At 55.9% G+C, this 23,169-nt stretch carries 28 protein-coding genes; 14 read left to right on the forward strand and 14 right to left on the reverse strand.

Annotation, left to right across the window (positions count from 1 at the left end):
- Positions 1-47 precede the first annotated feature (47 nt).
- From GNG26_RS17195 to GNG26_RS17230, 8 genes are all read left to right on the forward strand, one after another.
- Positions 48-380, forward strand: coding sequence for a hypothetical protein (locus tag GNG26_RS17195; RefSeq protein ID WP_156239643.1), 333 nt, complete (start codon positions 48-50; stop codon positions 378-380).
- Between the two features lie 187 nt (positions 381-567).
- Positions 568-900, forward strand: a complete 333-nt coding sequence (locus tag GNG26_RS17200) for a hypothetical protein (protein WP_103822623.1) — start codon at positions 568-570, stop codon at positions 898-900.
- A gap of 1 nt (position 901) precedes the next feature.
- A complete protein-coding gene (locus tag GNG26_RS17205) occupies positions 902-1,234 on the forward strand; it encodes a hypothetical protein (RefSeq protein WP_156239644.1) in 333 nt (110 codons plus the stop codon).
- Positions 1,235-1,303: 69 nt separating this feature from the next.
- Positions 1,304-1,720, forward strand: a complete 417-nt coding sequence (locus GNG26_RS17210) for an Imm63 family immunity protein (protein ID WP_197080109.1) — start codon at positions 1,304-1,306, stop codon at positions 1,718-1,720.
- 35 nt (positions 1,721-1,755) lie between these two features.
- Entirely contained in the window at positions 1,756-2,163 is a 408-nt protein-coding gene (locus GNG26_RS17215; RefSeq protein ID WP_231604142.1) for a hypothetical protein, read from the forward strand.
- Between the two features lie 27 nt (positions 2,164-2,190).
- Entirely contained in the window at positions 2,191-2,472 is a 282-nt protein-coding gene (locus tag GNG26_RS17220) for a hypothetical protein (protein ID WP_370463872.1), read from the forward strand.
- 95 nt (positions 2,473-2,567) lie between these two features.
- Positions 2,568-2,909 carry a hypothetical protein gene (locus tag GNG26_RS17225; RefSeq protein ID WP_156239645.1) on the forward strand — a complete coding sequence of 114 codons (342 nt, stop codon included), beginning with the start codon at positions 2,568-2,570 and terminating at the stop codon, positions 2,907-2,909.
- Between the two features lie 168 nt (positions 2,910-3,077).
- Positions 3,078-3,638 carry an Ail/Lom family outer membrane beta-barrel protein gene (locus tag GNG26_RS17230; protein WP_156239646.1) on the forward strand — a complete coding sequence of 187 codons (561 nt, stop codon included), beginning with the start codon at positions 3,078-3,080 and terminating at the stop codon, positions 3,636-3,638.
- Between the two features lie 142 nt (positions 3,639-3,780).
- On the opposite strand, the gene GNG26_RS17235 is transcribed toward GNG26_RS17230, so the two are convergent.
- Positions 3,781-4,668, reverse strand: coding sequence for a LysR family transcriptional regulator (locus GNG26_RS17235; protein WP_156239647.1), 888 nt, complete (start codon positions 4,666-4,668; stop codon positions 3,781-3,783).
- A gap of 98 nt (positions 4,669-4,766) precedes the next feature.
- Between GNG26_RS17235 and GNG26_RS17240 the strand changes: the two genes are divergently transcribed.
- Positions 4,767-5,369: a short chain dehydrogenase gene (locus GNG26_RS17240; protein WP_156239648.1), complete on the forward strand. Its 603-nt coding sequence runs from the start codon at positions 4,767-4,769 to the stop codon at positions 5,367-5,369.
- A 37-nt stretch (positions 5,370-5,406) separates the two neighbouring features.
- Here GNG26_RS17240 and GNG26_RS17245 read toward each other — a convergent pair whose 3' ends face one another.
- From GNG26_RS17245 to GNG26_RS17260, 4 genes are read right to left on the reverse strand one after another with little or no spacing between them, the layout of a single operon-like run.
- Positions 5,407-6,405: a transketolase family protein gene (locus tag GNG26_RS17245; RefSeq protein ID WP_103180844.1), complete on the reverse strand. Its 999-nt coding sequence runs from the start codon at positions 6,403-6,405 to the stop codon at positions 5,407-5,409.
- Complete coding sequence (locus tag GNG26_RS17250; RefSeq protein WP_156239649.1) at positions 6,405-7,250, reverse strand: transketolase; 846 nt, start codon at positions 7,248-7,250, stop codon at positions 6,405-6,407. The genes GNG26_RS17245 and GNG26_RS17250 overlap by 1 nt, the downstream gene beginning before the upstream one ends.
- Positions 7,251-7,262: 12 nt before the next feature.
- Positions 7,263-8,012 (reverse strand): SDR family NAD(P)-dependent oxidoreductase, encoded by a 750-nt coding sequence (locus GNG26_RS17255; protein ID WP_103822634.1) that lies wholly within the window; start codon positions 8,010-8,012, stop codon positions 7,263-7,265.
- Positions 8,013-8,048: 36 nt separating this feature from the next.
- The gene (locus GNG26_RS17260; RefSeq protein ID WP_156239650.1) at positions 8,049-9,380 is read right to left on the reverse strand and encodes an MFS transporter; all 1,332 of its coding nucleotides are present in this window, start codon (positions 9,378-9,380) and stop codon (positions 8,049-8,051) included.
- A 282-nt stretch (positions 9,381-9,662) separates the two neighbouring features.
- Between GNG26_RS17260 and GNG26_RS17265 the strand changes: the two genes are divergently transcribed.
- Positions 9,663-10,583, forward strand: coding sequence for a LysR substrate-binding domain-containing protein (locus GNG26_RS17265; RefSeq protein ID WP_103180848.1), 921 nt, complete (start codon positions 9,663-9,665; stop codon positions 10,581-10,583).
- Between the two features lie 541 nt (positions 10,584-11,124).
- Here GNG26_RS17265 and GNG26_RS17270 read toward each other — a convergent pair.
- The 6 genes from GNG26_RS17270 to GNG26_RS17295 form a co-directional block, all read right to left on the reverse strand.
- Positions 11,125-12,513 (reverse strand): amidohydrolase family protein, encoded by a 1,389-nt coding sequence (locus GNG26_RS17270; RefSeq protein WP_156239651.1) that lies wholly within the window; start codon positions 12,511-12,513, stop codon positions 11,125-11,127.
- 53 nt (positions 12,514-12,566) lie between these two features.
- Positions 12,567-13,514 (reverse strand): carbamate kinase family protein, encoded by a 948-nt coding sequence (locus GNG26_RS17275; protein ID WP_103180850.1) that lies wholly within the window; start codon positions 13,512-13,514, stop codon positions 12,567-12,569.
- Entirely contained in the window at positions 13,511-15,064 is a 1,554-nt protein-coding gene (locus tag GNG26_RS17280; RefSeq protein ID WP_103822639.1) for a xanthine permease, read from the reverse strand. The genes GNG26_RS17275 and GNG26_RS17280 overlap by 4 nt, the downstream gene beginning before the upstream one ends.
- Before the next feature lie 11 nt (positions 15,065-15,075).
- Positions 15,076-16,491 (reverse strand): DUF1116 domain-containing protein, encoded by a 1,416-nt coding sequence (locus GNG26_RS17285; protein WP_197080110.1) that lies wholly within the window; start codon positions 16,489-16,491, stop codon positions 15,076-15,078.
- Positions 16,491-18,032, reverse strand: coding sequence for an acyl-CoA synthetase FdrA (gene fdrA, locus GNG26_RS17290; protein ID WP_156239653.1), 1,542 nt, complete (start codon positions 18,030-18,032; stop codon positions 16,491-16,493). The genes GNG26_RS17285 and fdrA overlap by 1 nt, the downstream gene beginning before the upstream one ends.
- Positions 18,033-18,137: 105 nt before the next feature.
- Positions 18,138-18,743, reverse strand: a complete 606-nt coding sequence (locus GNG26_RS17295; RefSeq protein WP_114316953.1) for an ankyrin repeat domain-containing protein — start codon at positions 18,741-18,743, stop codon at positions 18,138-18,140.
- Positions 18,744-19,062: 319 nt separating this feature from the next.
- On the opposite strand from GNG26_RS17295, the gene GNG26_RS17300 reads away from it, so the two are divergent.
- Positions 19,063-19,992: a LysR substrate-binding domain-containing protein gene (locus tag GNG26_RS17300; protein ID WP_103822643.1), complete on the forward strand. Its 930-nt coding sequence runs from the start codon at positions 19,063-19,065 to the stop codon at positions 19,990-19,992.
- Here GNG26_RS17300 and GNG26_RS17305 read toward each other — a convergent pair.
- Positions 19,989-20,147, reverse strand: coding sequence for a YqaE/Pmp3 family membrane protein (locus tag GNG26_RS17305; RefSeq protein WP_156239654.1), 159 nt, complete (start codon positions 20,145-20,147; stop codon positions 19,989-19,991). The genes GNG26_RS17300 and GNG26_RS17305 overlap by 4 nt on opposite strands.
- 221 nt (positions 20,148-20,368) lie before the next feature.
- Between GNG26_RS17305 and GNG26_RS17310 the strand changes: the two genes are divergently transcribed.
- Positions 20,369-20,548, forward strand: a complete 180-nt coding sequence (locus tag GNG26_RS17310; protein ID WP_103822645.1) for a hypothetical protein — start codon at positions 20,369-20,371, stop codon at positions 20,546-20,548.
- 45 nt (positions 20,549-20,593) lie between these two features.
- Here GNG26_RS17310 and stpA read toward each other — a convergent pair whose 3' ends face one another.
- A complete protein-coding gene (gene stpA, locus GNG26_RS17315; RefSeq protein ID WP_103822955.1) occupies positions 20,594-20,998 on the reverse strand; it encodes a DNA-binding protein StpA in 405 nt (134 codons plus the stop codon).
- A gap of 628 nt (positions 20,999-21,626) precedes the next feature.
- Between stpA and alaE the strand changes: the two genes are divergently transcribed.
- A complete protein-coding gene (alaE, locus tag GNG26_RS17320; RefSeq protein ID WP_103822646.1) occupies positions 21,627-22,076 on the forward strand; it encodes an L-alanine exporter AlaE in 450 nt (149 codons plus the stop codon).
- A 32-nt stretch (positions 22,077-22,108) separates the two neighbouring features.
- On the opposite strand, the gene GNG26_RS17325 is transcribed toward alaE, so the two are convergent.
- A complete protein-coding gene (locus tag GNG26_RS17325) occupies positions 22,109-22,453 on the reverse strand; it encodes a DUF2002 family protein (protein WP_039030004.1) in 345 nt (114 codons plus the stop codon).
- A 161-nt stretch (positions 22,454-22,614) separates the two neighbouring features.
- On the opposite strand from GNG26_RS17325, the gene GNG26_RS17330 reads away from it, so the two are divergent.
- Positions 22,615-22,941 carry a DUF883 family protein gene (locus GNG26_RS17330; protein WP_103822647.1) on the forward strand — a complete coding sequence of 109 codons (327 nt, stop codon included), beginning with the start codon at positions 22,615-22,617 and terminating at the stop codon, positions 22,939-22,941.
- Positions 22,942-23,169 lie beyond the last annotated feature (228 nt).

A 23,169-nucleotide genomic window follows, 5' to 3' on the forward strand; every position in this document is an offset into this window, starting at 1 on the left:
CGAGCGCCCTATAGAAAAACCTGTATTAATGAACCGGGAGAGAAAGAATGAGAAATGATCAAGAGATTTATAAAGATATCGGTAATGTTTTATACAGTATTGCTCCCGACCAAGCTAAAAAGATCATTATGCGTGCAGAGTTGTCACCGGAAAACGATCATTGTAAATATGAATATGATTATCTTGATGATGCTGATGAAACTCAATGGTTGACGGCTGGTGGAAGGGCAAATACAGATATCCTTCGTTATCTGGTAGAGCTTCGCAACTACTATATCGAAAACAATCTGACCAATGGCCGCCCTGCATGGCATGGATGTGAAGTTACGCTGGATATTGAAAAAATGAAACTCAATATAGACTTCCGCTACGATGATTAGGCATCAACGCTCCCTCTCCTGGCACCGGGAGCATGCTATCAGACGTGAACCCATTGCCCTCCTGGCAAAATGCGTTGTTCGAGGGGCGTGTTATCGATGGTATCACTTGAACCGATTTAGTATTGATGTTCTATTTTAAGCATCGCTATCGAGCTCATATGAGCTAATTTATCTGTCAGGAGGAATGATGCGCGAATCCCAGGATATTTATAATGACATTGGTGCGGTATTGCTTTCGATCGCGCCTGAGGATGCGGTAGAAATCATTCTGAACGCAAAGTTAGAACCTGAAAGCGACTGCGGTGAGTTTACTTATGACTATGTCGATAAACAGGGAAACCAGCATTGGGTTACTGAAACAGCGGATGCCAGTGCAAGACTTTTAGATCTTTTGGTCGAACTGAGGAATTTCTTCGTTGATAACGTTCAATCACTCGAAAAGCCGTTCTGGCAGGGCTGTGAGGTAACGGTAAACGTTGAAACACTCAGTATTAATATTGACTTTAAATATGAGGACTAAAATGTCTAATTTTTTGAAAAAAGTCTTATCCGGTTGCGGCGGTCAATTTTGTCTAAAAGAAGATGGCATATACACGTTCGATCCAGAGACAGGCGCTTTTGATTACCTTGCTCCAGATATCAATGAATGGTGTAAAAAGATTCTTGAAGACTATGAGGTATTAACGGGCTACCCACTGGCAAACGCATGGCAGAAGAAGTATGGTTCAATACCAGCGGGCTATCGCCTGGTTCCAAAAATTCCGTTTGTAGTGGGTGGCGAATATGAGCCAGATAATCTTTATTTAGAAAAATCGACAATAGCAATGAAAGCAAGAGCCAATATTGCATTGTAAATAAGAGACGTTCCTGATGGTAGCAATATCCAGTTAACGTTAAAATAGTGTGCAGTGAGGTTCAATAATATGTTAGTCAACATTGATGAAATACAAAAACAAGTTAATGAAATTATTTTACGAGCAGGCTTTCCAAAACATTCAGTTAATCTGTGTTCTGCTCCCTATGGCGATGGCACTCCCTATATTTCATTCGAAAATAGTTCATATAACTATATTTACTCAGAAAGAGGGTATGAGTTCTCCCGAAAAGTCACTCACTCTTTAAACACGCTGCTTTATTGGATAATCTCCGAATTTGCCTATAAGATTGCATACCAGTATGAGTTAGATCACAGGGTTGAAGGCAGAGATGGAAGGCGCATCGCTTTTCCAAAATTTATTGAAATAATGGCAAATATGAACCCAGCCTGGGAGTCAGAAGCACGAAATGAAATTCAAAATATTCTGGTTGAAGCACCCTATGACGATAGCCTCTATACATAGTTGAGGGCAGCATCGCATCAGCACCGACGCAGAAAATGTCTGCTCATTTTGACAAGGTAATGGCTATCAATCACAGGGAGTCGCAAATGAAAATATTCCCCATCCTGTTCTGTTTCATGCTCAGCGGCTGTGTTGTTGGCAATATGGATTCAACCGACTATCAATACGTGCGCTATGCGCAAACGTTTCAGAAGCCGGGTGCAGGCGGTTACACCGATAATGAACAGCGTAAAGCCGATCTCTATAGCTGTGGCGTACCTAAAAATGCCAATCTTGATGATGGTAGCTGGAACGGTGGCAGCGCCCGCCCGGAGCAAACGCTTCAGGAGATCGTTGCCAAGAACGAAAAAATTTCAGGCTGTATGAAAAGTAAAGGCTACAAGGTGTACGGTTACGATGCGTGTGGCCCACTTAAAGCGCCGACCGGCCTTTGCCCTAATTAATACGATTTGTCACCCCAGGATGAAAATATGCGCGAATCCCAGGCTATTTATAATGATATTGGCTCGGTCTTAGTTGCCGCTGCGCCCGATAACGCCGCAACCGTCATCGTGCGTGCTGAGCTGTCGCCCGAAAATGATCACTGCAAATGTGAGTTTGATTATGTGGACAGCACCTCAGGTGAGACAAACTGGTTTACTGCAGGCGCACAGGCCAATGCTGATTTGCTGGACCTTCTGGTTGAACTGAGGACATTTTTGTTAATAACATCTCCTCACAACAGCCTTCGTTCTGGCATGCTTGCGAAATAACGGTCGATGTTGAAACATTCAGAATTAAAATTGATTTTAAGTATGCTGATTAACAGATAATAATCTCGCACTAAATAAAACTTCAAGACAAATAAATGAGCGACTTAGACGATCTGCATAATAAAATTGGTCAATTACTGGTTGATGCCGGTCCTGCTGAGGCGAAGAAAATCATTGCTCGCGCAAAATTAGCCCAAGATGGCGAGTCCTGTGAATATGAATATGATTATGTTGATCAGCAGGATAACCTGGACTGGTTCGTGCCGGATAAGCTCGCCAGTTATCATCTTCGGCTCCTGTTAGTTAACCTGCGGGACTATTATATTCAGAATAATATGATGCAGGGTAAAGCGCCCTGGACAGGTTGCGATATCACCGTTGAAATACCCGCAGAGAAAATAAGCATCAGCTTTAAATATGACGCCCTACCAATATAGGGGAGGCAAATTCCAGGACTATTCCGGGCTTTAAGATTATTCCCTATTTCATCGCCTGCCAAAAAAACCAACAATTTTATCGCCTTAATTTGCAGTGGAATATCTCCAGCCTTACGGATGGGGATATATGGCATTACACATAAAAAATGACAACAAGGATTACGGAAAATGAAAAAACTCTCTCTGGCGGTATGCGTTGCGGCGAGTCTGGCAAGCGGCGCTGCTCTGGCGGATAATCAGACTGTTTCTGTGGGTTATGCGCAGAGTAACGTTGAAGACTTCAAAAATATCCGCGGCGTGAACGTTCAGTATCGCTACGAGTGGGATTCCCCGGTCAGCCTGATGGGTTCATTTACCTATATGAGCGGCGATCAGGACGAGCATTATTATCTCGCTTCCGACTCCATTAAAAACCACGTCGAAGTGAAATATTACTCCCTGATGGCAGGCCCGGCATATCGCCTGAATGATTTCGTTTCCCTGTATGCGCTGGGCGGCGTGGCACGCGTGAAAGCAGACGGCCACACCACCTGGGTGAACGGCGGCGACAACTATACCCAGCGTGACGGCATCGATGAGAAATCCACCTCTTTCGCTTACGGCGCGGGCGTACAGTTCAACCCAACGCCTGAGCTGGCGATCCACGTCGGTTACGAAGGCACCACGGCCGACCTGGGCGACGATTATGGGATCGACGGCTGGAATGTGGGCGTAGGTTACCGTTTTTAATTGGTGCGGCCTGATGCCGGGTGGCGGCGATGCCTTACCCGGCCTACGGGACGGTGCAGACTGATGCCGGGTGGCGGCGATGCCTTACCCGGCCTACGGTCTGAAGGTTTTGTAGGCCCGGCAAGCGCAGCGCCGCCGGGCGTTACAAACCGCACTGTGCCTGCATAATATGCTCAATAAACCGCGTGAGTTTCGGCAACGGACGTAGATCCTGACGCCATAACAGGTGTACCGGTCGGGGTTGTGGTGTGTAACCTTCTAAAACGCGTATAAGCCGCCCATTCGCCAGTTCGTCCGCCACCAGCACCTCCGGTTGCAACAGCAATCCCGCGCCGGCAATCGCCGCCATCCGCAGTCCATACCCGTCGTTACAGCGCAGGATCGCATCGCGCTTCCAGCGCACCTCCCCCTCCATGCCCGGCAGTCGCCACTCGTTGCGCGCGGTCCAGACGGTGTGGGAGAGACAAAGATGCTCCACCAGATCGTTCGGCGTTTGCGGCGTACCGTGGCGGGCTAAATAGTCCGGCGCGGCGCAGATCACCATCCGGTACGGGCAGAGATATTTCGCCACCAGATCCTCGGTGTGGATGTCGCCAATGCGGATCGCCAGATCTACCCCCTCCTCCACCAGATCGACCATCCGGTTAGTGAGATCCAGCTCGACGCGCACCTCCGGGAAACGCTGCAAAAAGGTGGCGGTCAGCGGGGCAATCACGCACCCGCCGAACGACGTGGGTGCGGTCACCCGCAGCGTGCCCGCGGGCGCGGTACGCAGACGCTCCACCGAACGTTCAGCGATGGCGACCTGCTCAATGACCCGCTTTGCCTCCTCAAACCAGACCCGCCCGGCGTCGGTCAGGCTCTGGCGGCGGGTATTGCGCTCCAGCAGCCGGGTGCCAAGCTGCGCCTCCAGCCAGGCGATGTACTTCCCGACCATCACCGCCGACATCTCCAGCCGCGCGGCGGCACCGGTAAAGCTGCCGCTCTCCACCACCGCGATAAAGGTCTCCATGCCGCGAAGCTTATCCATATTGCAAACCTCTGGTTAATAATGATCTAACTTTAGCCCAGTTTATCCGCTCTCTGGTTTGTTAAACAATCAAGGCTCACAACACAGAGGAGTCGGCTATGAAAATCGTCATTATTGGTGCCAGCGGTACGGTCGGTCAGGCCGTTACAGAAGAGCTGAGTCGTCGTCATGAAGTCATTCGCGTGGGTCGCACGAAAGGCGATCATCAGGTGGATATCACCTCGCAGGCCAGCGTGCAGGCGCTGTTCGAGAAGATCGGTCCGGTGGATGCGATTGTCTCTGCCAGCGGCGGGCTGCACTTTGGCCCTCTGTCGACCATGACCGACAGCGAGTTTAACCAGGGATTGCAGGACAAATTGCTGGGCCAGGTGCGGCTGGCGCTCACCGGGCAGCACTACCTGAATGAAGGCGGGTCAATTACGTTAATTAGCGGCATCGTCGCCCACGAGCCTATCGCCCAGGGGGTGAATGTCACCACGGTAAACGCCGCGCTGGAAGGCTTTGTCCGCGCCGCCGCCTGCGAACTGCCGCGCGGGATCCGCATCAACCTGATTAGCCCGACGGTACTCACCGAATCGGCCGAAGCCTACGACGGTTTCTTCCCGGGGTTCGAAAGCGTGCCCGCCGCAACTGTCGCCCAGGCCTATCGCCGCAGCGTGGAAGGGGTGCAGAGCGGGCGGGTGTATCAGGTAGGGTATTGATGGTAAACGGGGCGAGTCGGCCTCGCCCCGTTCAGGTTCAGAGCCTGCGGCGGATTTTTTCCACCATCGCCGCGGTGGAGATCCCGTAGCGGTCGTGCAGGGTCGGCAGCGCCCCGGCGTCGAGGAAGGCATCCGGCAGCGCGACGGTATCAAAATCGACCTGCACCCGGTTGCGCATCAGCAGTGACGCCACCGCCTCGCAGAGGCCCCCCACGCTGCTGTGGTTTTCCGCCACCACCACCAGCCTGCCCGGCTTCGCCGCCTGCGCCAGAATGGTCTCCTCGTCCAGCGGCTTGATGGTGGGCGAGTGGAGCACCGCCACGCTGATGTTGTCCTTACGCAGCTGCTTCGCCGCCTCCAGCGCCCGCATGGTCATCAGGCCGGAGGCGATAATCAGCACATCGCTCCCCTCCTCCAGCAGCGCGGCTTTGCCGATTTTGAACTGGTAGTTGTACTGGTCCAGCACCACCGGCACCTTGCCGCGCAGCAGGCGCATATAGACCGGGCCATCGTGCTCTGCCATGGCCGGTACCGCCTGCTCGGTGTCAATCGCATCACAGGGATCGATAATCGTCATGCCCGGAATGCCGCGCATGATAGCGAGATCTTCCGTCGCCTGATGGCTCGGGCCGTAACCGGTGGTCAGCCCCGGCAGCGCGGCGCAGATCTTCACGTTCAGGTGCTCTTCGGCGATCACCTGATGAATAAAGTCATAGGCGCGGCGGGTGGCAAACACCGCGTAGGTGGTGGCGAAGGGAATGAAGCCCTCTTTCGCCATTCCGCCCGCGGCGCCCATTAGCAACTGCTCCGCCATCCCCATCTGGAAGAAGCGCTCGGGGTGTGCCTGGGCAAAGATATGCAGGTCGGTGTATTTCGACAGATCCGCCGTCATGCCGACGATCTCCGGGCGCTGCTCCGCCAGCTTCACCAGCGCGTGGCCGAAAGGCGCGGCGCGGGTCTCCTGCCCCTCTTCGGCAATTGAGGCGATCATCGCCGAGGTGGTTAAACGCGGTTTTTTCTCGGTGGTCTGGCTCATCACTGCACTCCTTCCGGTTTGTTCGCGTCCAGCACCGCGAGCGCTTTTTGCCACTCGTCAGCATCCACGCGGATAAAATGGTTCTTGTCGCGCTGCTCAAGGAAAGGCACCCCCTTGCCCATCAGGGTGTCGCAAAGAATGACGCGGGGCTGATTCTCCGGATAGCGCTTCGCGTTATCGAACGCCGCCACCAGCGCCGGCACGTCGTTGCCGTTGACCCGCTGCACGTACCAGCCAAACGAGGTCCACTTATCTTCCAGCGGCTCAAAGCCGAGGATTTTGTGGGAGTTGCCGTCGGCCTGCTGGCGGTTGATATCCACCAGCACGATAAGGTTCGACAGGCCGTGGTGGGCGGCGGACATCGCCGCTTCCCAGGTGGAGCCTTCGTCCAGCTCGCCGTCGGACATGGAGTTCACCACCCAGGCCTCACTCCCTTTGTGCTTCAGCCCCAGGGCCATGCCCACGCCGATGCTCAGGCCCTGCCCCAGCGAGCCGCCGGAGATCTCCATGCCCGGTGTGTAGGTAGCCATGCCGGACATCGGCAGGCGGCTGTCGTCGGCGCCGTAGGTCTCCAGCTCCTCTTCGGGAATAATGCCCGCCTCGATCAGCGCCGCGTAGCAGGCGATGGCGTAGTGGCCGTGGGAGAGCAGAAAGCGGTCGCGCCCTTCCCACTCCGGCTCATCGGCTTTGAAGGTCATGCCGTGGGCAAAGGCGGTAGCCAGCACGTCCGCGTAGCCCAGCGCCTGGCCGATATAGCCCTGGCCCTGCACTTCGCCCATCCGCAGGGCGTAGCGGCGGATGCGCCATGCGGCGGCGGCAACCTGTTGAATCGTGGTATCAGTCATAATCCTGTCTCCTTAGTGGATCAGCATGCCGCCGTTGACGTCGAGGGTGATGCCGGTGGAGTAAGAGGAGAGATCGCTGCCGAGGAACAGCGCGGCGCGGGCGATATCCTGCGCGTCGCCGAGGCGGTTAAGCGGAATGCCTGCCAGAATGGCGGTTTTCATCTCGTCCGAAAGTTTGCCGGCGGTGATATCGGTCTGGATCAGCCCCGGAGTGATGCAATTTACCCGCACGTTATCCGGCCCCAGCTCGCGGGCCATCGCCTTCGCCAGCCCCAGCACGCCCGCTTTGGCGGCACTGTAGTGCGGCCCGCCGAAGATGCCGCCGCCGCGCTGGGCCGACACCGAGGAGATGCAGACGATGCTGCCGGACTGCTGGCCGCGCATGGTGGGAATAACGGCCTGGGACATCAAGAGCGTGCCGCGCAGGCTGACGTCCAGCACCGCGTCATAGTTTTCCCGCTTAATATCCATCAGCTTGATCGGCTGGGTGATGCCAGCGTTATTCACCAGAATATCGATGCGCCCGTATTTGCCCAGCACCTGCTCGATGGCGGCATTCACCTGCAGCTCGTTGCTGACGTTCGCCGCCAGCCCCAGATGCCCCTCGCCCAGGCTTGCCGCCGCCTGCTTACTGGCCTCTGCATCTAAATCAATAATGACCACTTTCGCGCCCTGTTCGGCATAGAGTTTTGCCGTGGCGAACCCCAAACCGCGTACGGAAGCCGCGCCGGTAATAACGGCGACTTTATCTTTCAGTAGCATATATTTACTCCATAATATTGAGAGGTGTTTAATTTATTATTTCGGCTCTTCCAGAAGGGTGATCATTAATAAGCCAATAGCTGCGCAAATACCGAAATAAATAAAGACGGAATTAAAACTTCCTGTTTTATCCAGCAGATAACCCGCCAGCATTGGCGAAACAAATCCACCGAGATTACCGCCGCTGTTAATAATTGACGCGGCGATGGGATAGGTTTTACTGTCCGCTACCGCCATGCCGTAGGCGGTAAAAGCGGGCCAGCCGATATTCAGACACAGGCCAACAAAGAAGAGCCCCACGCACACCGCCACGGTGCTTTGCGGAATATTGAGCATGATGACCATCATCAATACGGTGCTGATGGCGGTAAACATCATGGTCGGCTTACGTCGGCGCCCCAGCAGCTTATCCGACACGTAGCCGCCGAAAATCGCCCCGATAAAGCCACCGATGCAGGGCATGCTGGCGACCAGCCCCATGCTCATGAAGGTAAAGCCTTTCTCTTTGACCAGGTAGAGCGGGATCCAGGTCAGCAGGCCGTAAAGCACGCTTACCATCATGAAGTAGGCCACGCAGTCGCCGAGAATATTCTTCGAGGTGAAGAGCCCTTTCACCGTGCCTATCGGGACCAGATCGCGCACGCGGATCAGCCGGTCGAGGCGGTTGAAGCGCGGTTCAATCACGATGTTTTCCCGCCGGGTTTCCGCTGCGTTTTGCCCCCCGACAATGGTCTCCAGCTCAGCTTTAGAGACCATCGGGCTCTCTGCGGGACGGGTACGCACCAGCAGATACCAGAGCACGGCAATCACCAGCCCCGGAATGGCGAAGGAGAAAAAGACCCAGCGCCAGCCCCAGGTCATGGCGATCCACACCGCCAGCGGCGGCACCAGAATGGGGGCGAACATGGTGGCGGCGATATAGACGCCGGTGGCAGTCGCTTTCTCCTTCGGCGGGAACCAGTTATTGATGGTGGAGGCCAGCCCCACCGGGCAAGGACCTTCCGTCAGGCCGAGCCCGAGGCGGATAAACTTCAGCCCCAGCACCGAGGTGGCGGTGCCCATCAGCCAGGTGAAGGCAGAGAAGCCAAATATCGACACGGCCACCATGCCGCGAATGCCTTTTTTAGCAATAAAAAAGCCCGCCGGGATCTGGCTCAGGGCATAGCCTAAAAAAAACATGCTGGCGATGGCGCCGGCCTCGAAATTATTGATATGAAATTCATCGATGATAAAGGGAAGCACGGCGCCAATATTGGTTCTGTCTGCATAATTAATGGCATACACAATAAATATTAACGCCAGCACCACGAAGCGGTAATTGGTTTTTTTAGTGGCTATGTAGGGGACAGCTTGTTCTATACGAGACATGTTTTACCTCATTATTCGAACAACGTGAGTCGTTTTAATTTCGCGTTCGAACTCAATATATCGGCTTACGTTTGAAACACCATTCAATAAAACTCATTTATTGCTGAGATAAATTTGATTCGCGAAGCGCGTCATAAAAATAACGGCTTCGTTTATGGGGATATAGATTTTTTAAAAAATGTGGCGAGGATCCTGTTTAATCCATTCAGCTGCAATAATATTGCCGGTGCAGAGACAGGATGTTATGTTTTTTTACCGCAACATCCTCAAGGAGGACCGGTTATGCCCGCCCAGGATCGCCAGACGCTCCCCATCCCTTCGCTGCGAAACATTCAATCTTTTATTGCGGTCGCCAACTCCCTGAGCATTCATCTGGCGGCCGAGCAGCTTAACGTCACCCCCTCGGCGGTGAGCCATCAGATCGCCTCTCTGGAGTCCTGGATGGGCAAAAAGCTGTTTATCCGCAGCGGCAAGGGGGTCACCCTTACGCCTACTGGCGAGAAGTATCTGCGGGAGGTTTCGGCGGCCATGAGCGCCATCGGGCGCGCCACCGAGCAGGTGATCAAAGAGAAGGAGAACGCGGTGCTGCGCGTACACTCCTCCCCGACCTTCGGTTTATCCTGGCTGCTGCGCCGCCTGGGCAAGTTCCGCGCCGAATATCCCGATATCATCCTCAACCTCACCTGCTCTTATGAGAACCTGCAGTTCGCCCGGGATAACATCGACATCGATATTCGCCACGGCATCCCGGACTGGGACGCCTATCGGGTGATGACCATTAAGAATGACGCGCTGGTGGTGCTGGCCTCGCCGGATTACCTGCGTGAGCACCCCGTACAGTCACCGCAGGATCTCTTACAGCAGGCGCTGATTTCATCCACCAGCACCCTGGTGAACTGGGAGAAGTGGTTTGCCTGGCACAATATCGACCGGCCCTGGCTCAACTTCAGCCTGAGCTTCGATCGCTCCTATATGAGCTTTGAGGCGGCGCGCATGGGGCTGGGATTTATTCTTGAAAGCAAGATGATGGCTACCGATCACCTGAACGATGGCTCGCTGGTGCAGGTCCTGCCGGACAGCATGGGGATCGCCATTAACGCCCATCATCTGGTGATGCCGCACATGAACGAGCGCAGCTGGAAGATCCAGCAGTTTGTCGAGTGGATTGACCGGGAGTTGCGGCTGTCGGGGTATCACCTGTAACGCCGGGTGGCGGCTTCGCCTTACCCGGCCTACAGAACGTGCGGCCTGATGCCCTCACCCCAATCCTCTTCCACAAGGCTGAGGAATCCCCGGTAATTTTATTGCCTTTAAAGCAATGAAATAATCACATTAAAATAAATAAATTACAGCGACTCCCTGGTCCGGCTGAAAATCGCCGAAGCGTTTCCGGAAGGCCGGGGCGAGGCGCAGGGACGCGCCGAGAGGGCATAGCCTGCAGGGATGCAGGCTGGTGCCCGACCCGAAAGCCTGAAGGAATAAGCTGAGGGGACCGCGAAGCGGCGATTTTCTTTGCCGGGAGCCGGGGTTGCCAGGGGGGAGGCGGCGAGCCCCCCTGGCACGTTCACTGGTTCAGGCGTATCAGAGAAGCAAGGAACGTGAGGTGAACGGAACCCCCTCCTGAGTCGCATGCTCCCCCTCAGCCCACAGGGTGAGTACGCAAACACTAAAAACGGTAACTGGCGCTACCGTTTTGCTTTTACCTCGTAGGCCGGGTAAGGCGTAGCCGCCACCCGGCACAACATCACCCCACCGTGCCCCACACCAGATTCCCGTTATGGAAGGTCGCGGTACGCGGGGAGATACGCGCCACCGCTTCGGCGGAGCAGGAGGCATCCACCAGCACAAAGCTGGCGGCCTCCTGCGCCTTCGGCCATACGCGTTCGCCTTTATCGTTCAGCGGCAGCACGTCGCCAGTGGCGATACCCAGCGCGCGGGAGAGCGTCTGCTCGTTCGGGCGGATATAGAGCTGGGCATAGAGATTCGCTTTTTCCAGCATGTCCCCCAGGCCATACGGCGACCAGTGGTCGATCACGCTGTCGGTGCCGGTCATGACAAACACGCCTTTGTCACGCAACTGCTTGAGCGGCATGTGGAGCGTGCCAATCGGCACCGTGGAGGCGATAGTCACCTGCTGCGCCGCCATGCGGGTGGCGATCTCATCCACCTGCTGCTCGTTCATCGTCGCCAGCGCAAAGGCGTGGCTGATGGTCAGCTTACCCTTCAGCGCCGGAGTCTTCTCTACGGTCTGCACCATGTAGTTCACCGCCGCCACGCCCGCCGGGCTGGTTTCGTGCAGGTGGATATCCACCCCTTTGTCGTAATCGAGCGCAATCTGGAACATCAGGTCGAGGGATTTCTCCATCGCGCCGTCAACGCTGGTGGGATCCAGCCCGCCAACATAGTGCGCCCCGGCCTGCATCGCCTCACGCATCAGCTTTTCAGCGTTTGAGAGCAACAGACCGTGCTGCGGGAAAGCGACAATCTCACAGTCGAACCCGGGTTTACGCCGCGCCAGTACCGCCTGTAAATTTTCCAGGTTTTTCAGCCCGGAGGTCGGCTCGATATTGCAGTGGCTGCGGGCGATGGTGGATCCCTTCGACTGGATCAGGTCGATCAGTTTTTCCGCCCGCTCCCGGGTATAAGGTTGCAGCTCCGGGAGCAGCTTTTGCTCCAGACGGATCATGTCCTGAATGGTGGTGCCCGCCGGGCGGTTGAGCGAGCGCCACGGGCCGCCGTAGAAGGTCTTATCCAGATGGATGTGCATGTCGCGCATCGCCGGTAACAGCAGTTTGCCGCCCGCATCGTAGTGCGGCAGCGTGGCGTCGACGTGGCTGTTGTTATCGCGCAGAGCGGCGATTTTGCCGTCCTTGATCTCCAGTGTTTTCAGCTCGGTGCGGGTGCTGACGGCCACGTCGCCGTCAAAGTTAAACCCGGCCTCCAGCAGCACGTTGTCCAGATAGTAATTTGTCGCGGTAATGTTCATCGGTTTGCCCGTCTCGCAGGTCGCTTTTGCGGTGTCAGCAGCATACGCGACGGAGCCGGTGGCGCCAAACAGCGCGCAGGCGGTGGCAGCGGTGGCGATTTTGCCGCTCTGGCTGAGAAACTCCCGGCGGCTTTTATTCTCACTCATTGTCTTGTCCTTTTACTTACGTATTCACACAGCGGGCGGGAAGCCCGCCAGGGTTAAGCCACAATATGGGTCCCGGTTTCACCACGCAGCGCCGCGGGCAGGCAGTCCGGCGAGGTAATGATCACCCGCTTGCCGCCGTGGTGCAGAAATTCCAGCGAGGCCACAATTTTCGGCAGCATACTGCCCGCCGGGAAGTGCCCCTCTTCCATGTAGCGCGTCATCTGCGCCACGTTGACGGTGTCCAGCGCCTGCTGGTCTGGCTTGCCGAAGTTAATGCACACTCTCTCCACCCCGGTGGTGATCACCAGCACGTCGGCGCGGATCTCCCGGGCCAGCAGCGCGGTAGAGAGATCTTTGTCGATCACCGCATCCACGCTCTGGTAGTCGCCCTGTTCGGTACGCACCACCGGAATGCCGCCACCGCCCGCGCCAATCACCACAAAGCCTTGTTGCGTCAGGGCCTTGATGGCATCCGCCTCAACGATGCGTAGCGGCTGGGGCGAGGCGACCACGCGGCGGTATCCGCGGCCTGAATCCTCGACGAAATGCCAGTCGGGATGGGCGCGTTGCAGCTCATCGCGCTGCGTCTCGCTGAAAAACGCCCCGATGGGCTTGGCAGGATGGGTAAAGCCAGGATCGTTTTTATCCACCTCCACCTGGGTGACCACCGTGACCGCTTTCTGCTCACCGCGGGCGGCAAGGCGGTTATTCAACGCCTGCTGGATCAGGTAACCGATGCCGCCCTGGGTATCGGCCACGCAGTTTGCCAGCGGGGTCAGCGGCAGCCCTTCCCGCTCGTGCGCAATCTCGGCGCGGCGCAGATCCAGCCCCACCTGGGGGCCGTTGCCGTGGGTGAGGACGATGTCGTAGTCGGAAGCCAGCATCTCCAGCACCGACTCGGCCACCGCTTTCACCGCCTGCGCCTGGTGCTCAATCGACTGGCTGGCGTTATCTTTGATAATGCTGTTGCCACCAATGGCAACGACCATAAGCTCTTTCATACGTTGTCCTTTATAACGGTGCCCGACGTCGCGCTTGCCGCTTCGCGGCTATCCAGAACATGCTTCAACACAAACATGCCGCTCATCATCAGGTAGGCCAGCACAAAGGTCAGAGAACTGCCCTCGGCGAAGCCCACCACCGGGGCGTGGATGACCCCGAACAGCGCCAGCAGCGCACCGACCGCGGCGGCAACGGCACCGCGTAGCGGCTTGTTGATGATGGCGAAGATGGCGATACAGCCCCACAGCATGCTGGCGAGCGGTGCGCCGTTGCCGAGATGCATCAGCCCTTCGTAGTAAATCCCTTTGCTGTGCAGCACGTCGGTGCCGATTTTCGCCGCACTGGTGCCCGCCGCGCCCATCACGCTGTTCATCATGGTCAGCGCCCAGTTGGCGATCCACGGGAACAGACAGATAAAGATGACGGGCACCTCCACTTTGGGCGTCTCCCTCACCACCTGGTTGGCGGTGACCACGCCGATAAAGACCAGAATCGGCACGATGGCGGTCATCGGGATGATGGCGAGCATAAAGGCTCCCAGCCCGAACAGCGGCACGATGAACATGGTGACGCCGGAGGCCAGCGTGTAGCCGATGCTGGCCCCCATCGCTTTCCAGCCCGCGTGGCCGACGTAGACCGTTACCGGGAACGGGTTCCCCATCAGGCAGCCGAGCATGGACGAAAGACCGTTGGCCAGCATCACCTTGCGGGTCGGGTACTCATCCCCCGCCGCGTGGGCGCTTTCGATGTTCTCCAGGTCAAAGATGTAGTTCGCCAGCCCCAGCGGCACGGCAGAGGCCAGATACGGCAGGGCATGTGGCAGGCCCTGCATAAAGCTGTCGATATGCACTTCCGGCGGGTTAAAGCCGAAGGAGGACATCGACGCCTTGATCGCTTCCGGGCTTTGCAGGCCGGAGATCCACGCCAGCGCGGTACCGGCGATCAGCAGCAGGAGACCGGTGGGGATGCGGGCGAAGATCGGCTTTTTACCAAACCAGTTAATGAAGATCAGCAGCAGGACGATAAAGGAGACCGTCGGCGCTTCGAACGCCTGCAACATCGGGTTCATCGCTAACAGCAGCAGACCCAGACCGGAGAGGCACGAGAGCAGCACGGTACGCGGGATCATCTTGCGGATGGTTTCGCCAAGGAAAGAGCCGCCCGCGAGGATCATCGCCTCCACGAAGCACCACACCAGACCAATCTGGATGGCGAAATCCGCGTCACCGGTCTGCTGGTAGACCGGCATCAGCACCAGAAAGGTGACGGTGAAGATCGAGGGCGCGCTCGGCCCTGACGGCAGTGCAGTCACATCGTTACGCCCGGTCTGGCGCGCCATCTGTAAACCGAACCACGCGTAGCAGATACTCGCCACCAGTACCGCCAGCCCGAAGGCTGGCGCAATACGTCCATAAACAATCTCTTTCGGGATGCCGACGACAAAAATGAGCAGCCCCATCATGGTCAGCAGGTTCGTCAGGTTGTTGGTCATCAACCCGAAGTACGCCGCCCAGTCACCTCTTTTCCACTCCAGTTTCATGCTTTTCATGGATGCTTACCTTAAAGGAAATAGCGATCGCGGAAGGCTAACAGCGCCTTTTCAAAACAGCTAAATGGCGGATGAACGATCCCGGCACCAATCATGCCGATGCCCGCATCTTTATGGGCAATGGCGGTGTTGATCACCGGCAGAATACCGCTGCCCGCCACGCGGGTGATGTCGATGGCGGTGGGAACGCCCATAAACGAGAGGAGCGGAATGGTGACGTTCGGGTTTTCGCCCAGCGTGATCTCGCGCATCTGGCGGGAGAAGTCGATGGCTTCTTCCACCGTACCGCCCACCAGGGCGACAATCGCCGGGGCCGTCGCCATCGCAAAACCGCCAATGCCGTAGGTTTCGGTGATGGCGCTGTCGCCGATATCCAGTCCGGAGTCTTCCGGCTTGTATCCCGCGAACATCGGGCCAATCACCTGCTGCGCCGGACCGGTGAACCACTGCCCCGGCAGGCCGGAAACGCGCAGGCCAAACTCGTAGCCGTTGCGCGCCATGGTGGTGACCACGGTGCTGTACTCGATGCCGTGGGCAGCATCCAGCGCGGCTTTACACATCGCCATCCAGGTTGGGCCGGAGAAGTAGTCGCTGCTGGCGACGAATTCAAACACCTGCCGCTGCTGCTCCACCGGATAGCCCGCCTGGATCAGCCCTGGGGTCAGGGCCTGAATCAGCAGCGTGGTGCCTGCGTTATTACGGTTGTGGCACTCGTCGCCCATGTGCAGCGCCTGGGCCAGCATCAGGCGCAGGTCGATTTCACCGATGATCTTCATGGCGTCGCGCAGCATCGGGCCGAGCACGTCACGCATCCAGTTCAGACGATCGATCACGCTCTGGTCGTTGGCCCCCATGCGCAGGATCTTCGCCATCTGCTCGCTGAGGTTGGTGAAGGCGCGGTTGCCGTAGGTTTTGTTCTCGACGATATGCATAAACATCGACGCAGAGGTGACGCCCGCCATCGACCCCACGCAGTCGTGTTCGTGACATGGCGAGAAGGTGATCTCGCCTGAGGCCGCCAGCCTGGCTGCCTCCTCCAGATCCGTCGCCAGCCCTTCGAACACCAGCGCGCCGGTGACCGCCCCTTTCATCGCCCCGCACATGTTCTCCCATGCCACCGGCGGACCGGCGTGCAGGATGGTGGTGCGGGTCATGCCTGGCACGACGTTGATCGCCTGGTCATAACCCACCAGCACCGGGTGGGACTGAATAATGCGCTCAAGGGCAATCTTGTTAGCCGCGGCGATTTTCTCCGCCAGCGAGTTTTCTGCCAGTTGATCCAGCGCCTCAACGACCTGCATATTGCCCTGCCCCGGCGGGGTCCAGTCGAGATGGGTGACCGGAACGTGCTGCTTCTTGAGATCGTCGCTGAACAGGGCGATGCCGACGTTAATCACATTCAGCGGCTGGTTAAATAAGGTCGTCATTATGCTTTCTCCCCTTTGCAGACAAATTCACGTGCCAGTAATCCGGTATTGGTACTGCTGCTGGCCCAGATGACGCCCGCATCGGTGAGCAGCTGGCACTGCTGCGTCAGAGACTGGGGATCCTGGTCGGTGCCAAGCACATAGCCGAGAATGACCAGCGGTCGGTTATCGGCTTTCGCGATCGCCTGCGCCTCCTGGATCGCCTCGATCATCACCCCTACCGGATCGTCATGCGATCCAAAGCCGAGGACGAAATCCATCACGATCACGCCTACCTCCGGATCGCGCGCCTCCTGCAGCAGACGGCTGATGCGGTTGGTCGGATCGATCATCGGGTGCGGTTTGCCGTTGGTGAAATCGTCATCGCCGAAATCGAGGAAGGTATGGGCCTGGCTGACGTTGATGTCCTTCAGGCGTTTAGCCGGGTCCGGCTGGATGTTGCTCCAGACGTCGTCATATTTCTCCAGCGCGGCGAACATCGCTTCGTCGCACAGGGTGCCGCCGCAGAACAGACCGCGAATGTACTTCTGCTGCGGGGTCAGGTGGGCGCGCACCTCTTCAATCAGCGGCCAGTTGAGCGGGTGCAGATCGAGGGACTCTTTTTTGATCCCGGTGAGCAGCACCGCCTTCAGTGCCGCCTCTTTGGTACCGCGGGCAAACACTAATCCCGCTTCATCGGCTGGGGGTTCATTGCGGCCGAGGAAACAGACTACGACCGGTTTGCGGCAGGCACGGGCGCGGGCCAGCACCTTTTCCGCCACCGCAGGCGCAGGCGGTTTGGAGATCAGGGCGATGACCTGGGTGGCGTCGTCCGCTTCCAGCATGGCGATAGCATCCAGCATCATCAGGCCGCCGATTTTTTCACTCAAATCGCGACCGCCGGTGCCGATCAGCTGGGAGATGCCACCCCCGAACTCGTGGATGCGCGCGCTCAGCTCCTGGCTGCCGGTGCCGGAGGCGCCGACGATGCCAATCGACCCGCGACGGACCGCGTTGGCAAAGCAGAGCCCTGCCCCGTTAATGATGGCGGTACCGCAGTCCGGCCCCATCATCAGCAGCCCTTTTTCGTGGGCCAGCTGCTTGAGCGCCAGCTCATCGTCGAGGGAGACGTTATCGGAGAAGAGCATTACGTTGAGGTTGTTCTCCAGCGCCTGGCGCGCCTCGCGGGCGGCAAAGGTGCCGTTGACCGAGATCACCGCCAGGTTGGCGTCCGGACGGTGGGTTTTGGCGCTGGCGAGCGTGGCGTAGCGCGATTCGTGTGAGCCTGCGCTCTCTTTGCGGGTAAACAGGGCTTCGATGGCGGCCAGCGTCTCGTCGTTGGCGGCCTCGCCTTTAATGACGATCATCAGATCGCCGTTTTTGGCGTCTTCTAATTCCGGCGTCAGCAGGCCGAGATTTCTTAATACGCCTTTATTCATTTCGGTGGCCATAGCAACAAAGGCCTGCTCCACGCCGGGCAATTTGTTGGCTTTGGTGGAAACCGACATCAGCGAAACAGAATCAAAATAGGTATTCTTTTTTATCACGATTTTGGTGGGCATTACGTCCTCCTGAATGCGGGCAAAAGGGGGCCACATCACGCCCAAGGGCATGACGGGAAGAGCTATTTTTATTTCAGGCCAGCGCGAAACGGCTGGCCGGGAGTATCAGGCGCCGGCGGCGATCAGCAGCTCGGCAATCTCGCTGAAGCCTTTCTCCCGCGCCAGTTCGAGGGGGGATTTGCCGTATTTATCGGTCATATGCGGGTTGGCGCCGTGGTCGAGCAGTAGCTTCACGATCGCCTGCTGGCGAGGGCCGCCGTCATTTAACACAATGGCTTCGAGCAGCGGGGTCCAGCCGACAAAGTTGGTGTGGTTAACGTTGATGTCGGTGCGGGCCAGCAGCTCCTGCACCACCTCCAGATGCCCTTTCTCGCTGGCCGGGGTGATCCCCACCCCGCCAAAACGGGTCAGCCTGTCGAGATCCGGGTTGGCCGGCAGGACAAGACGCAGCAGGGTGAGATCGTTGGTCAGACAGCTAATCAGGAACGGGTTGAAACAGGTCTGATCCTGCTGGTCGATATTTGCGCCAGCGGCAATCAGCCGCTCCACGCAGGAATAGTGTTTATTCAGGCTGGCGATAATAATGGCGGTTCTTTTCTGCCGGTTGGTGGCATTTATATCCACCCCTTTTTCCAGACAGGCGTTTAATGCCGCGACATTCCCCTGCTCGGCGGCTAACAGAAATTCAGTAACGAGTTCATTGCTGGACATATCCACACTCCGGGTTTTCCTTTCTGATGGAGTGAGCATAGCAATGGCCTGGTCAGAAAAGAATCCGCTTAAAAATGATTCATCGACAGCGAATTCATTGTTGAGTTAAATTTAACAGTCCGGTCAAAACGTGCGTCTGTGCAACCTTTTCCTTATGTTTTACCGCTTTTTAGGCCCTTAAGCTGCATTCTGCTTATGTTCACGCAGCCCTTGCGCTGCGCGGCTCGCAGCAAATGAGCAGAACTGTGACCGGCTTCAAATGAGTTGTAACCGCGTTGTTAAAATATGTTCAAAACTGATGGGTGCCGGGAGCCATAATATGAATTCCATCTTTACCGAAGAGAACCTGCTGGCGTTTACTACCGCGGCCCGCTTCAGCAGCTTCAGCAAAGCGGCTACCGAGCTGGGGGTCACCACCTCGGCCATCAGCTACACCATCAAGCGGATGGAGACTGGCCTCGACGTGGTGCTGTTTGTGCGTAACACCCGCAGCATTGAACTCACCGAATCGGGCTTTTACTTTTACCGTAAGGCGGTAGACCTGCTGAATGACTTCCACGCCATCAAGCGCGGGATAGATACCATCTCCCAGGGCATTGAGACCCGGGTGCGGATCTGCATCAACCAGCTGCTCTATACGCCGCGCCACACCGCCCGCCTGTTGCAGGTATTAAAGAAACAGTTCCCCACCTGTCAGATCACCGTCACCACCGAGGTCTATAACGGCGTCTGGGATTCGATCATCAATAATCAGGCGAACATCGCCATTGGCGCGCCGGATACCCTGCTGGACGGCGGCGGGATCGATTACACCGAGATTGGCGCGATCCGCTGGGTGTTTGCCATCGCCCCGGACCACCCGCTGGCCCTGGCTCCGGAGCCGCTGGCCGAGAGCCAGTTGCGTCTGTATCCCAACATCATGGTCGAAGACACGGCGCATACCATTAACAAGAAAGTGGGCTGGCTGCTGCACGGCCAGGAGGCGATCCTGGTCCCGGATTTTAATACCAAATGCCAGTGCCAGATTCTGGGCGAGGGGATCGGTTTTTTACCGGAACATATGGCGAGAGAGGCGGTGGAGGCGGGGCTGCTGGTGACGCGGCGCATCAATAACCCACGCCAGGACTCGCGCATGCTGCTTGCCACGCAGCATGCGGCAACCGGTCTGGTCACCCGTTGGATCAAACAGCAGTTTGCGCCCCAGGGGGTGCTGACCGGGATCTACAGTGATTTACTGTGGCGGGATTAGCTGCGGCTATGCACCCAAAACGCATGGATAAGGCCGGGGATGTAGCCCAGCAGCGTCAGGATGACGTTGAGGATAAAGGCCCAGCCAAAGCCTTTGCCCAGCAGTACGCCAAGCGGGGGAAGCAGGATGGTAATTACGATACGCCAGAAACCCATAGATTCTCCATACAAGCAGTCAGGTCATTGTTAAAAAAGAGATTTTAACTTTAAGGGTAGCGAGTCTACGCACGGCTGCCAGCGTTGGCGTGAAGTTTTACCCTCTTTTACCCTCTTTACACAGGTTTAGGCTGGCGATTAAGGGGTAATCCGTCCGCCGCGCTGTACCGCGGCCTGCGCCTGGGCTAAGCTCGGAATTCATCCATCATAAGGAGGTAACTATGTTTTCTGTTGGCGATCTCGTACAGCCGCGCATGGGCGGACCAAAACTTAAAGTCATCGAAGTGCATGAAGATCAGATTGTGGCGGTGCAGGCAGGTAACGAACAGGGAGATAAATACACCCTGAAAGCAGCGGATGTGGCGCTGTATAAAGAAGATGGCGATTTCGGCGTCTGCTAAGCGCCGGTGCTGCCGGGCGGCGTGAATCCGCCCGGTCTGCGCGCATTAAATCAGGAAATCATCCAGTGATTTACCCTCTGCCAGCGCAAGGGAGATCGGCTTCGGCGTACGGCCCTGGCCGGTCCAGGTTTTTTCAGTGCCATCGAGATCGGTATAGCGATATTTTGCAGCACGCGGCTTGCGCTTTTTCGGCTGCGCGCTGGCGCTCAGCAGCTCGGAACCCAGCAGGTCTTCTGCCGAAATACCGTCAGCTTTCATCATCTCCAGCAGAGCGCTAATTTTTTGCTGCTGCTCGGCACGTTGCTGTTCGATCTCAGCCTGCTCATTACGTTTTTCTTCCGTGACAATACGCAGCTTTTCGAGCATATCTTCCAGCACGTCCAGAGAGAATTCACGCGCCATCGCGCGAAGTGAACGGATATTATTAAGATTATGTAACATTGAAGTCATGTAATATGAAAACCTTTTCAAAGTCGTCTGAATAATCAATACCGGCTCATGGTAATTCATTTGTTTATAAACATCCAGACGATACCGCACGAAAATATAATTCAGGTCAAACAACAGGGAATTAAGAATATATAATGACGGTTATTTTCAGTTTTAATGATTTATTCAGGACCGCAGTTTAATCATTATTTATTACCACTGTGCTATTACCGGCATCAGTGGTTGAGCCGCCGCGGCGCGAAACGAATATTCATTCATCTGCATCGCATAAAACCAAATCATCAATCTCAGAGCTTTACGCTGCACAACATCATTTTAACAACATAACCGCCTTGCGATATGGACGTTTTTCCTTACCTGAACACAGGTCATGCCAGACGCGGAAAAACGCTACATTAAGTAGTTGTTTTAAAATACAAAAACAGAGAGTAACAAAGAAAATAACGCAACACTGGCAAAACCGGTTCGTTTAGAGAATTTTACGGACAAAACGCCAGTAAATAAAAATTTATCGCTAATTGAGAGTTTCAATGCAGAGAGATACGCTATACACGAAAAACAAAGCAAACTAAAGCACTATCCCAACCCGCTTTAGCCTCGTTATCGTATCATCTTCAGGAGTCAGAACATGTTCTCACGGCAGTCTCGCCTGCGCCACGCTGTAGCGGACACATTTGCAATGGTGGTCTACTGTTCGGTGGTGAACATGCTGATTGAAATATTCCTCTCCGGAATGACCTTTGAGCAGTCACTTTCTTCACGTCTGGTCGCCGTGCCGGTGAACATCCTTATTGCATGGCCGTACGGTTTCTACCGCGATGCGGTGATGCGTTTTGCCCGCCGCTATTCATCTACCGGCTGGATGAAAAATCTGGCGGACGTGGTGGCCTATGTCACCTTCCAGTCGCCGGTATATGTCGCCATTTTATTAACGGTGGGCGCAGACTGGCACCAGATCGCCGCTGCTGTAAGTTCGAATATTGTGGTGTCGATGATGATGGGCGCGGTCTACGGCTATTTCCTCGACTACTGCCGACGTCTGTTTAAAGTGAGCCAGTACCAGCAGGTCAAGGCCTGAAACACGGCGACTGGCGAAAGCCAGTCGCGTCGTTATTGCGAGTCGCCAAACAGGCCTTTCAGAAACCGTTCCAGCGCCATGCGGGAACTGAAACCATGCGGAATACCATAATGTTCCTGATTATTGCCCCCTAAATAGAGCGGGAACTGCTGGTAATGGTCGCTGGTTTTCATCTCTGAAGCAGGCTCCGCGAAGGAAAGACTTCTCTCTTTCAACGTCGGATGAATGATCAGCGCAGTGCGCCCCATGCGGGCTTCCCGGTTCACATAAACATAATTATCGCCACGACGATAACCGTATGCTTTTTGTGTTACCACATCCACCGTAAATCCCGCTTTTTCAAGTTCGCGCGCAACCTCATCGGGTCGTAAATACATATTCTTTCCTCGTTATCATTTCCTGCCGGGCAACCTTACCGTATTCAGCATTAGCAGTGCTTTCAGAAAAATCCATAAACGGCCTGATAAGCCGTGACCGGCTTCAGATATTAAAAAGGTGGTCTAAACTGTTTATTACCGCAAATTCAAGGGAGAATTGTATGTTTAGCCGATCAAACCGAAACGATGTTGAGGACGATGCTCAGGATATCCATAACGATGTCAGGAAATTAGCGGATACGCTGGAAAGCGTTTTGAAATCCTGGGGATCGGATGCGAAGGGCGAAGCGGAAGATGCGAGACGTAAGGCGCGGTCGCTACTGCGCGAAACCCGTGCGCGTCTTAATGGATGTTCCACCAGCAAGCAGTCTGCCTGCGATGCCATAAACTGTGCGAACACCTTTATTCGCGAGAGACCCATGTGTGCGGTAGGTACCGTCGCGGCCGTCGGGATCTTCATCGGTGCGCTGCTCGCCCTGCGTAAGTAACGCCCAACGCCGAACTATGCTCTTCTACCCCAATGCTCTGCGGTGTTGGGGTTTTTCATTTTTATAAGCCATAGCCCCCCTTCCCGTAACAGTTGTTACCGGCAGCAAATACGCTTGAATTTCCCATATCTTGTGTGGTTGAAAGTTTAGATAACTACATCTAGTATTCCTTTTAGCAAGACAGACTCCTGGTGACGCGTTCAATCGCGTTGGACCCCCACTTTAAAT

It is taken from the genome of Leclercia sp. J807, assembly GCF_009734465.1.
Classification (GTDB): Bacteria; Pseudomonadota; Gammaproteobacteria; order Enterobacterales; family Enterobacteriaceae; genus Enterobacter.

Bases quoted from the DNA above. Each gene is read 5' to 3' on its own strand.
- GNG26_RS17195 (WP_156239643.1), top strand. From the start codon at position 48: ATGAGAAATGATCAAGAGATTTATAAAGATATCGGTAATGTTTTATAC.
- GNG26_RS17200 (WP_103822623.1), top strand. From the start codon at position 568: ATGCGCGAATCCCAGGATATTTATAATGACATTGGTGCGGTATTGCTT.
- GNG26_RS17205 (WP_156239644.1), top strand. From the start codon at position 902: ATGTCTAATTTTTTGAAAAAAGTCTTATCCGGTTGCGGCGGTCAATTT.
- GNG26_RS17210 (WP_197080109.1), top strand. From the start codon at position 1,304: ATGTTAGTCAACATTGATGAAATACAAAAACAAGTTAATGAAATTATT.
- GNG26_RS17215 (WP_231604142.1), top strand. From the start codon at position 1,756: ATGTCTGCTCATTTTGACAAGGTAATGGCTATCAATCACAGGGAGTCG.
- GNG26_RS17220 (WP_370463872.1), top strand. From the start codon at position 2,191: ATGCGCGAATCCCAGGCTATTTATAATGATATTGGCTCGGTCTTAGTT.
- GNG26_RS17225 (WP_156239645.1), top strand. From the start codon at position 2,568: ATGAGCGACTTAGACGATCTGCATAATAAAATTGGTCAATTACTGGTT.
- GNG26_RS17230 (WP_156239646.1), top strand. From the start codon at position 3,078: ATGAAAAAACTCTCTCTGGCGGTATGCGTTGCGGCGAGTCTGGCAAGC.
- GNG26_RS17235 (WP_156239647.1), bottom strand. From the start codon at position 4,668: ATGGATAAGCTTCGCGGCATGGAGACCTTTATCGCGGTGGTGGAGAGC.
- GNG26_RS17240 (WP_156239648.1), top strand. From the start codon at position 4,767: ATGAAAATCGTCATTATTGGTGCCAGCGGTACGGTCGGTCAGGCCGTT.
- GNG26_RS17245 (WP_103180844.1), bottom strand. From the start codon at position 6,405: ATGAGCCAGACCACCGAGAAAAAACCGCGTTTAACCACCTCGGCGATG.
- GNG26_RS17250 (WP_156239649.1), bottom strand. From the start codon at position 7,250: ATGACTGATACCACGATTCAACAGGTTGCCGCCGCCGCATGGCGCATC.
- GNG26_RS17255 (WP_103822634.1), bottom strand. From the start codon at position 8,012: ATGCTACTGAAAGATAAAGTCGCCGTTATTACCGGCGCGGCTTCCGTA.
- GNG26_RS17260 (WP_156239650.1), bottom strand. From the start codon at position 9,380: ATGTCTCGTATAGAACAAGCTGTCCCCTACATAGCCACTAAAAAAACC.
- GNG26_RS17265 (WP_103180848.1), top strand. From the start codon at position 9,663: ATGCCCGCCCAGGATCGCCAGACGCTCCCCATCCCTTCGCTGCGAAAC.
- GNG26_RS17270 (WP_156239651.1), bottom strand. From the start codon at position 12,513: ATGAGTGAGAATAAAAGCCGCCGGGAGTTTCTCAGCCAGAGCGGCAAA.
- GNG26_RS17275 (WP_103180850.1), bottom strand. From the start codon at position 13,514: ATGAAAGAGCTTATGGTCGTTGCCATTGGTGGCAACAGCATTATCAAA.
- GNG26_RS17280 (WP_103822639.1), bottom strand. From the start codon at position 15,064: ATGAAAAGCATGAAACTGGAGTGGAAAAGAGGTGACTGGGCGGCGTAC.
- GNG26_RS17285 (WP_197080110.1), bottom strand. From the start codon at position 16,491: ATGACGACCTTATTTAACCAGCCGCTGAATGTGATTAACGTCGGCATC.
- fdrA (WP_156239653.1), bottom strand. From the start codon at position 18,032: ATGCCCACCAAAATCGTGATAAAAAAGAATACCTATTTTGATTCTGTT.
- GNG26_RS17295 (WP_114316953.1), bottom strand. From the start codon at position 18,743: ATGTCCAGCAATGAACTCGTTACTGAATTTCTGTTAGCCGCCGAGCAG.
- GNG26_RS17300 (WP_103822643.1), top strand. From the start codon at position 19,063: ATGAATTCCATCTTTACCGAAGAGAACCTGCTGGCGTTTACTACCGCG.
- GNG26_RS17305 (WP_156239654.1), bottom strand. From the start codon at position 20,147: ATGGGTTTCTGGCGTATCGTAATTACCATCCTGCTTCCCCCGCTTGGC.
- GNG26_RS17310 (WP_103822645.1), top strand. From the start codon at position 20,369: ATGTTTTCTGTTGGCGATCTCGTACAGCCGCGCATGGGCGGACCAAAA.
- stpA (WP_103822955.1), bottom strand. From the start codon at position 20,998: ATGACTTCAATGTTACATAATCTTAATAATATCCGTTCACTTCGCGCG.
- alaE (WP_103822646.1), top strand. From the start codon at position 21,627: ATGTTCTCACGGCAGTCTCGCCTGCGCCACGCTGTAGCGGACACATTT.
- GNG26_RS17325 (WP_039030004.1), bottom strand. From the start codon at position 22,453: ATGTATTTACGACCCGATGAGGTTGCGCGCGAACTTGAAAAAGCGGGA.
- GNG26_RS17330 (WP_103822647.1), top strand. From the start codon at position 22,615: ATGTTTAGCCGATCAAACCGAAACGATGTTGAGGACGATGCTCAGGAT.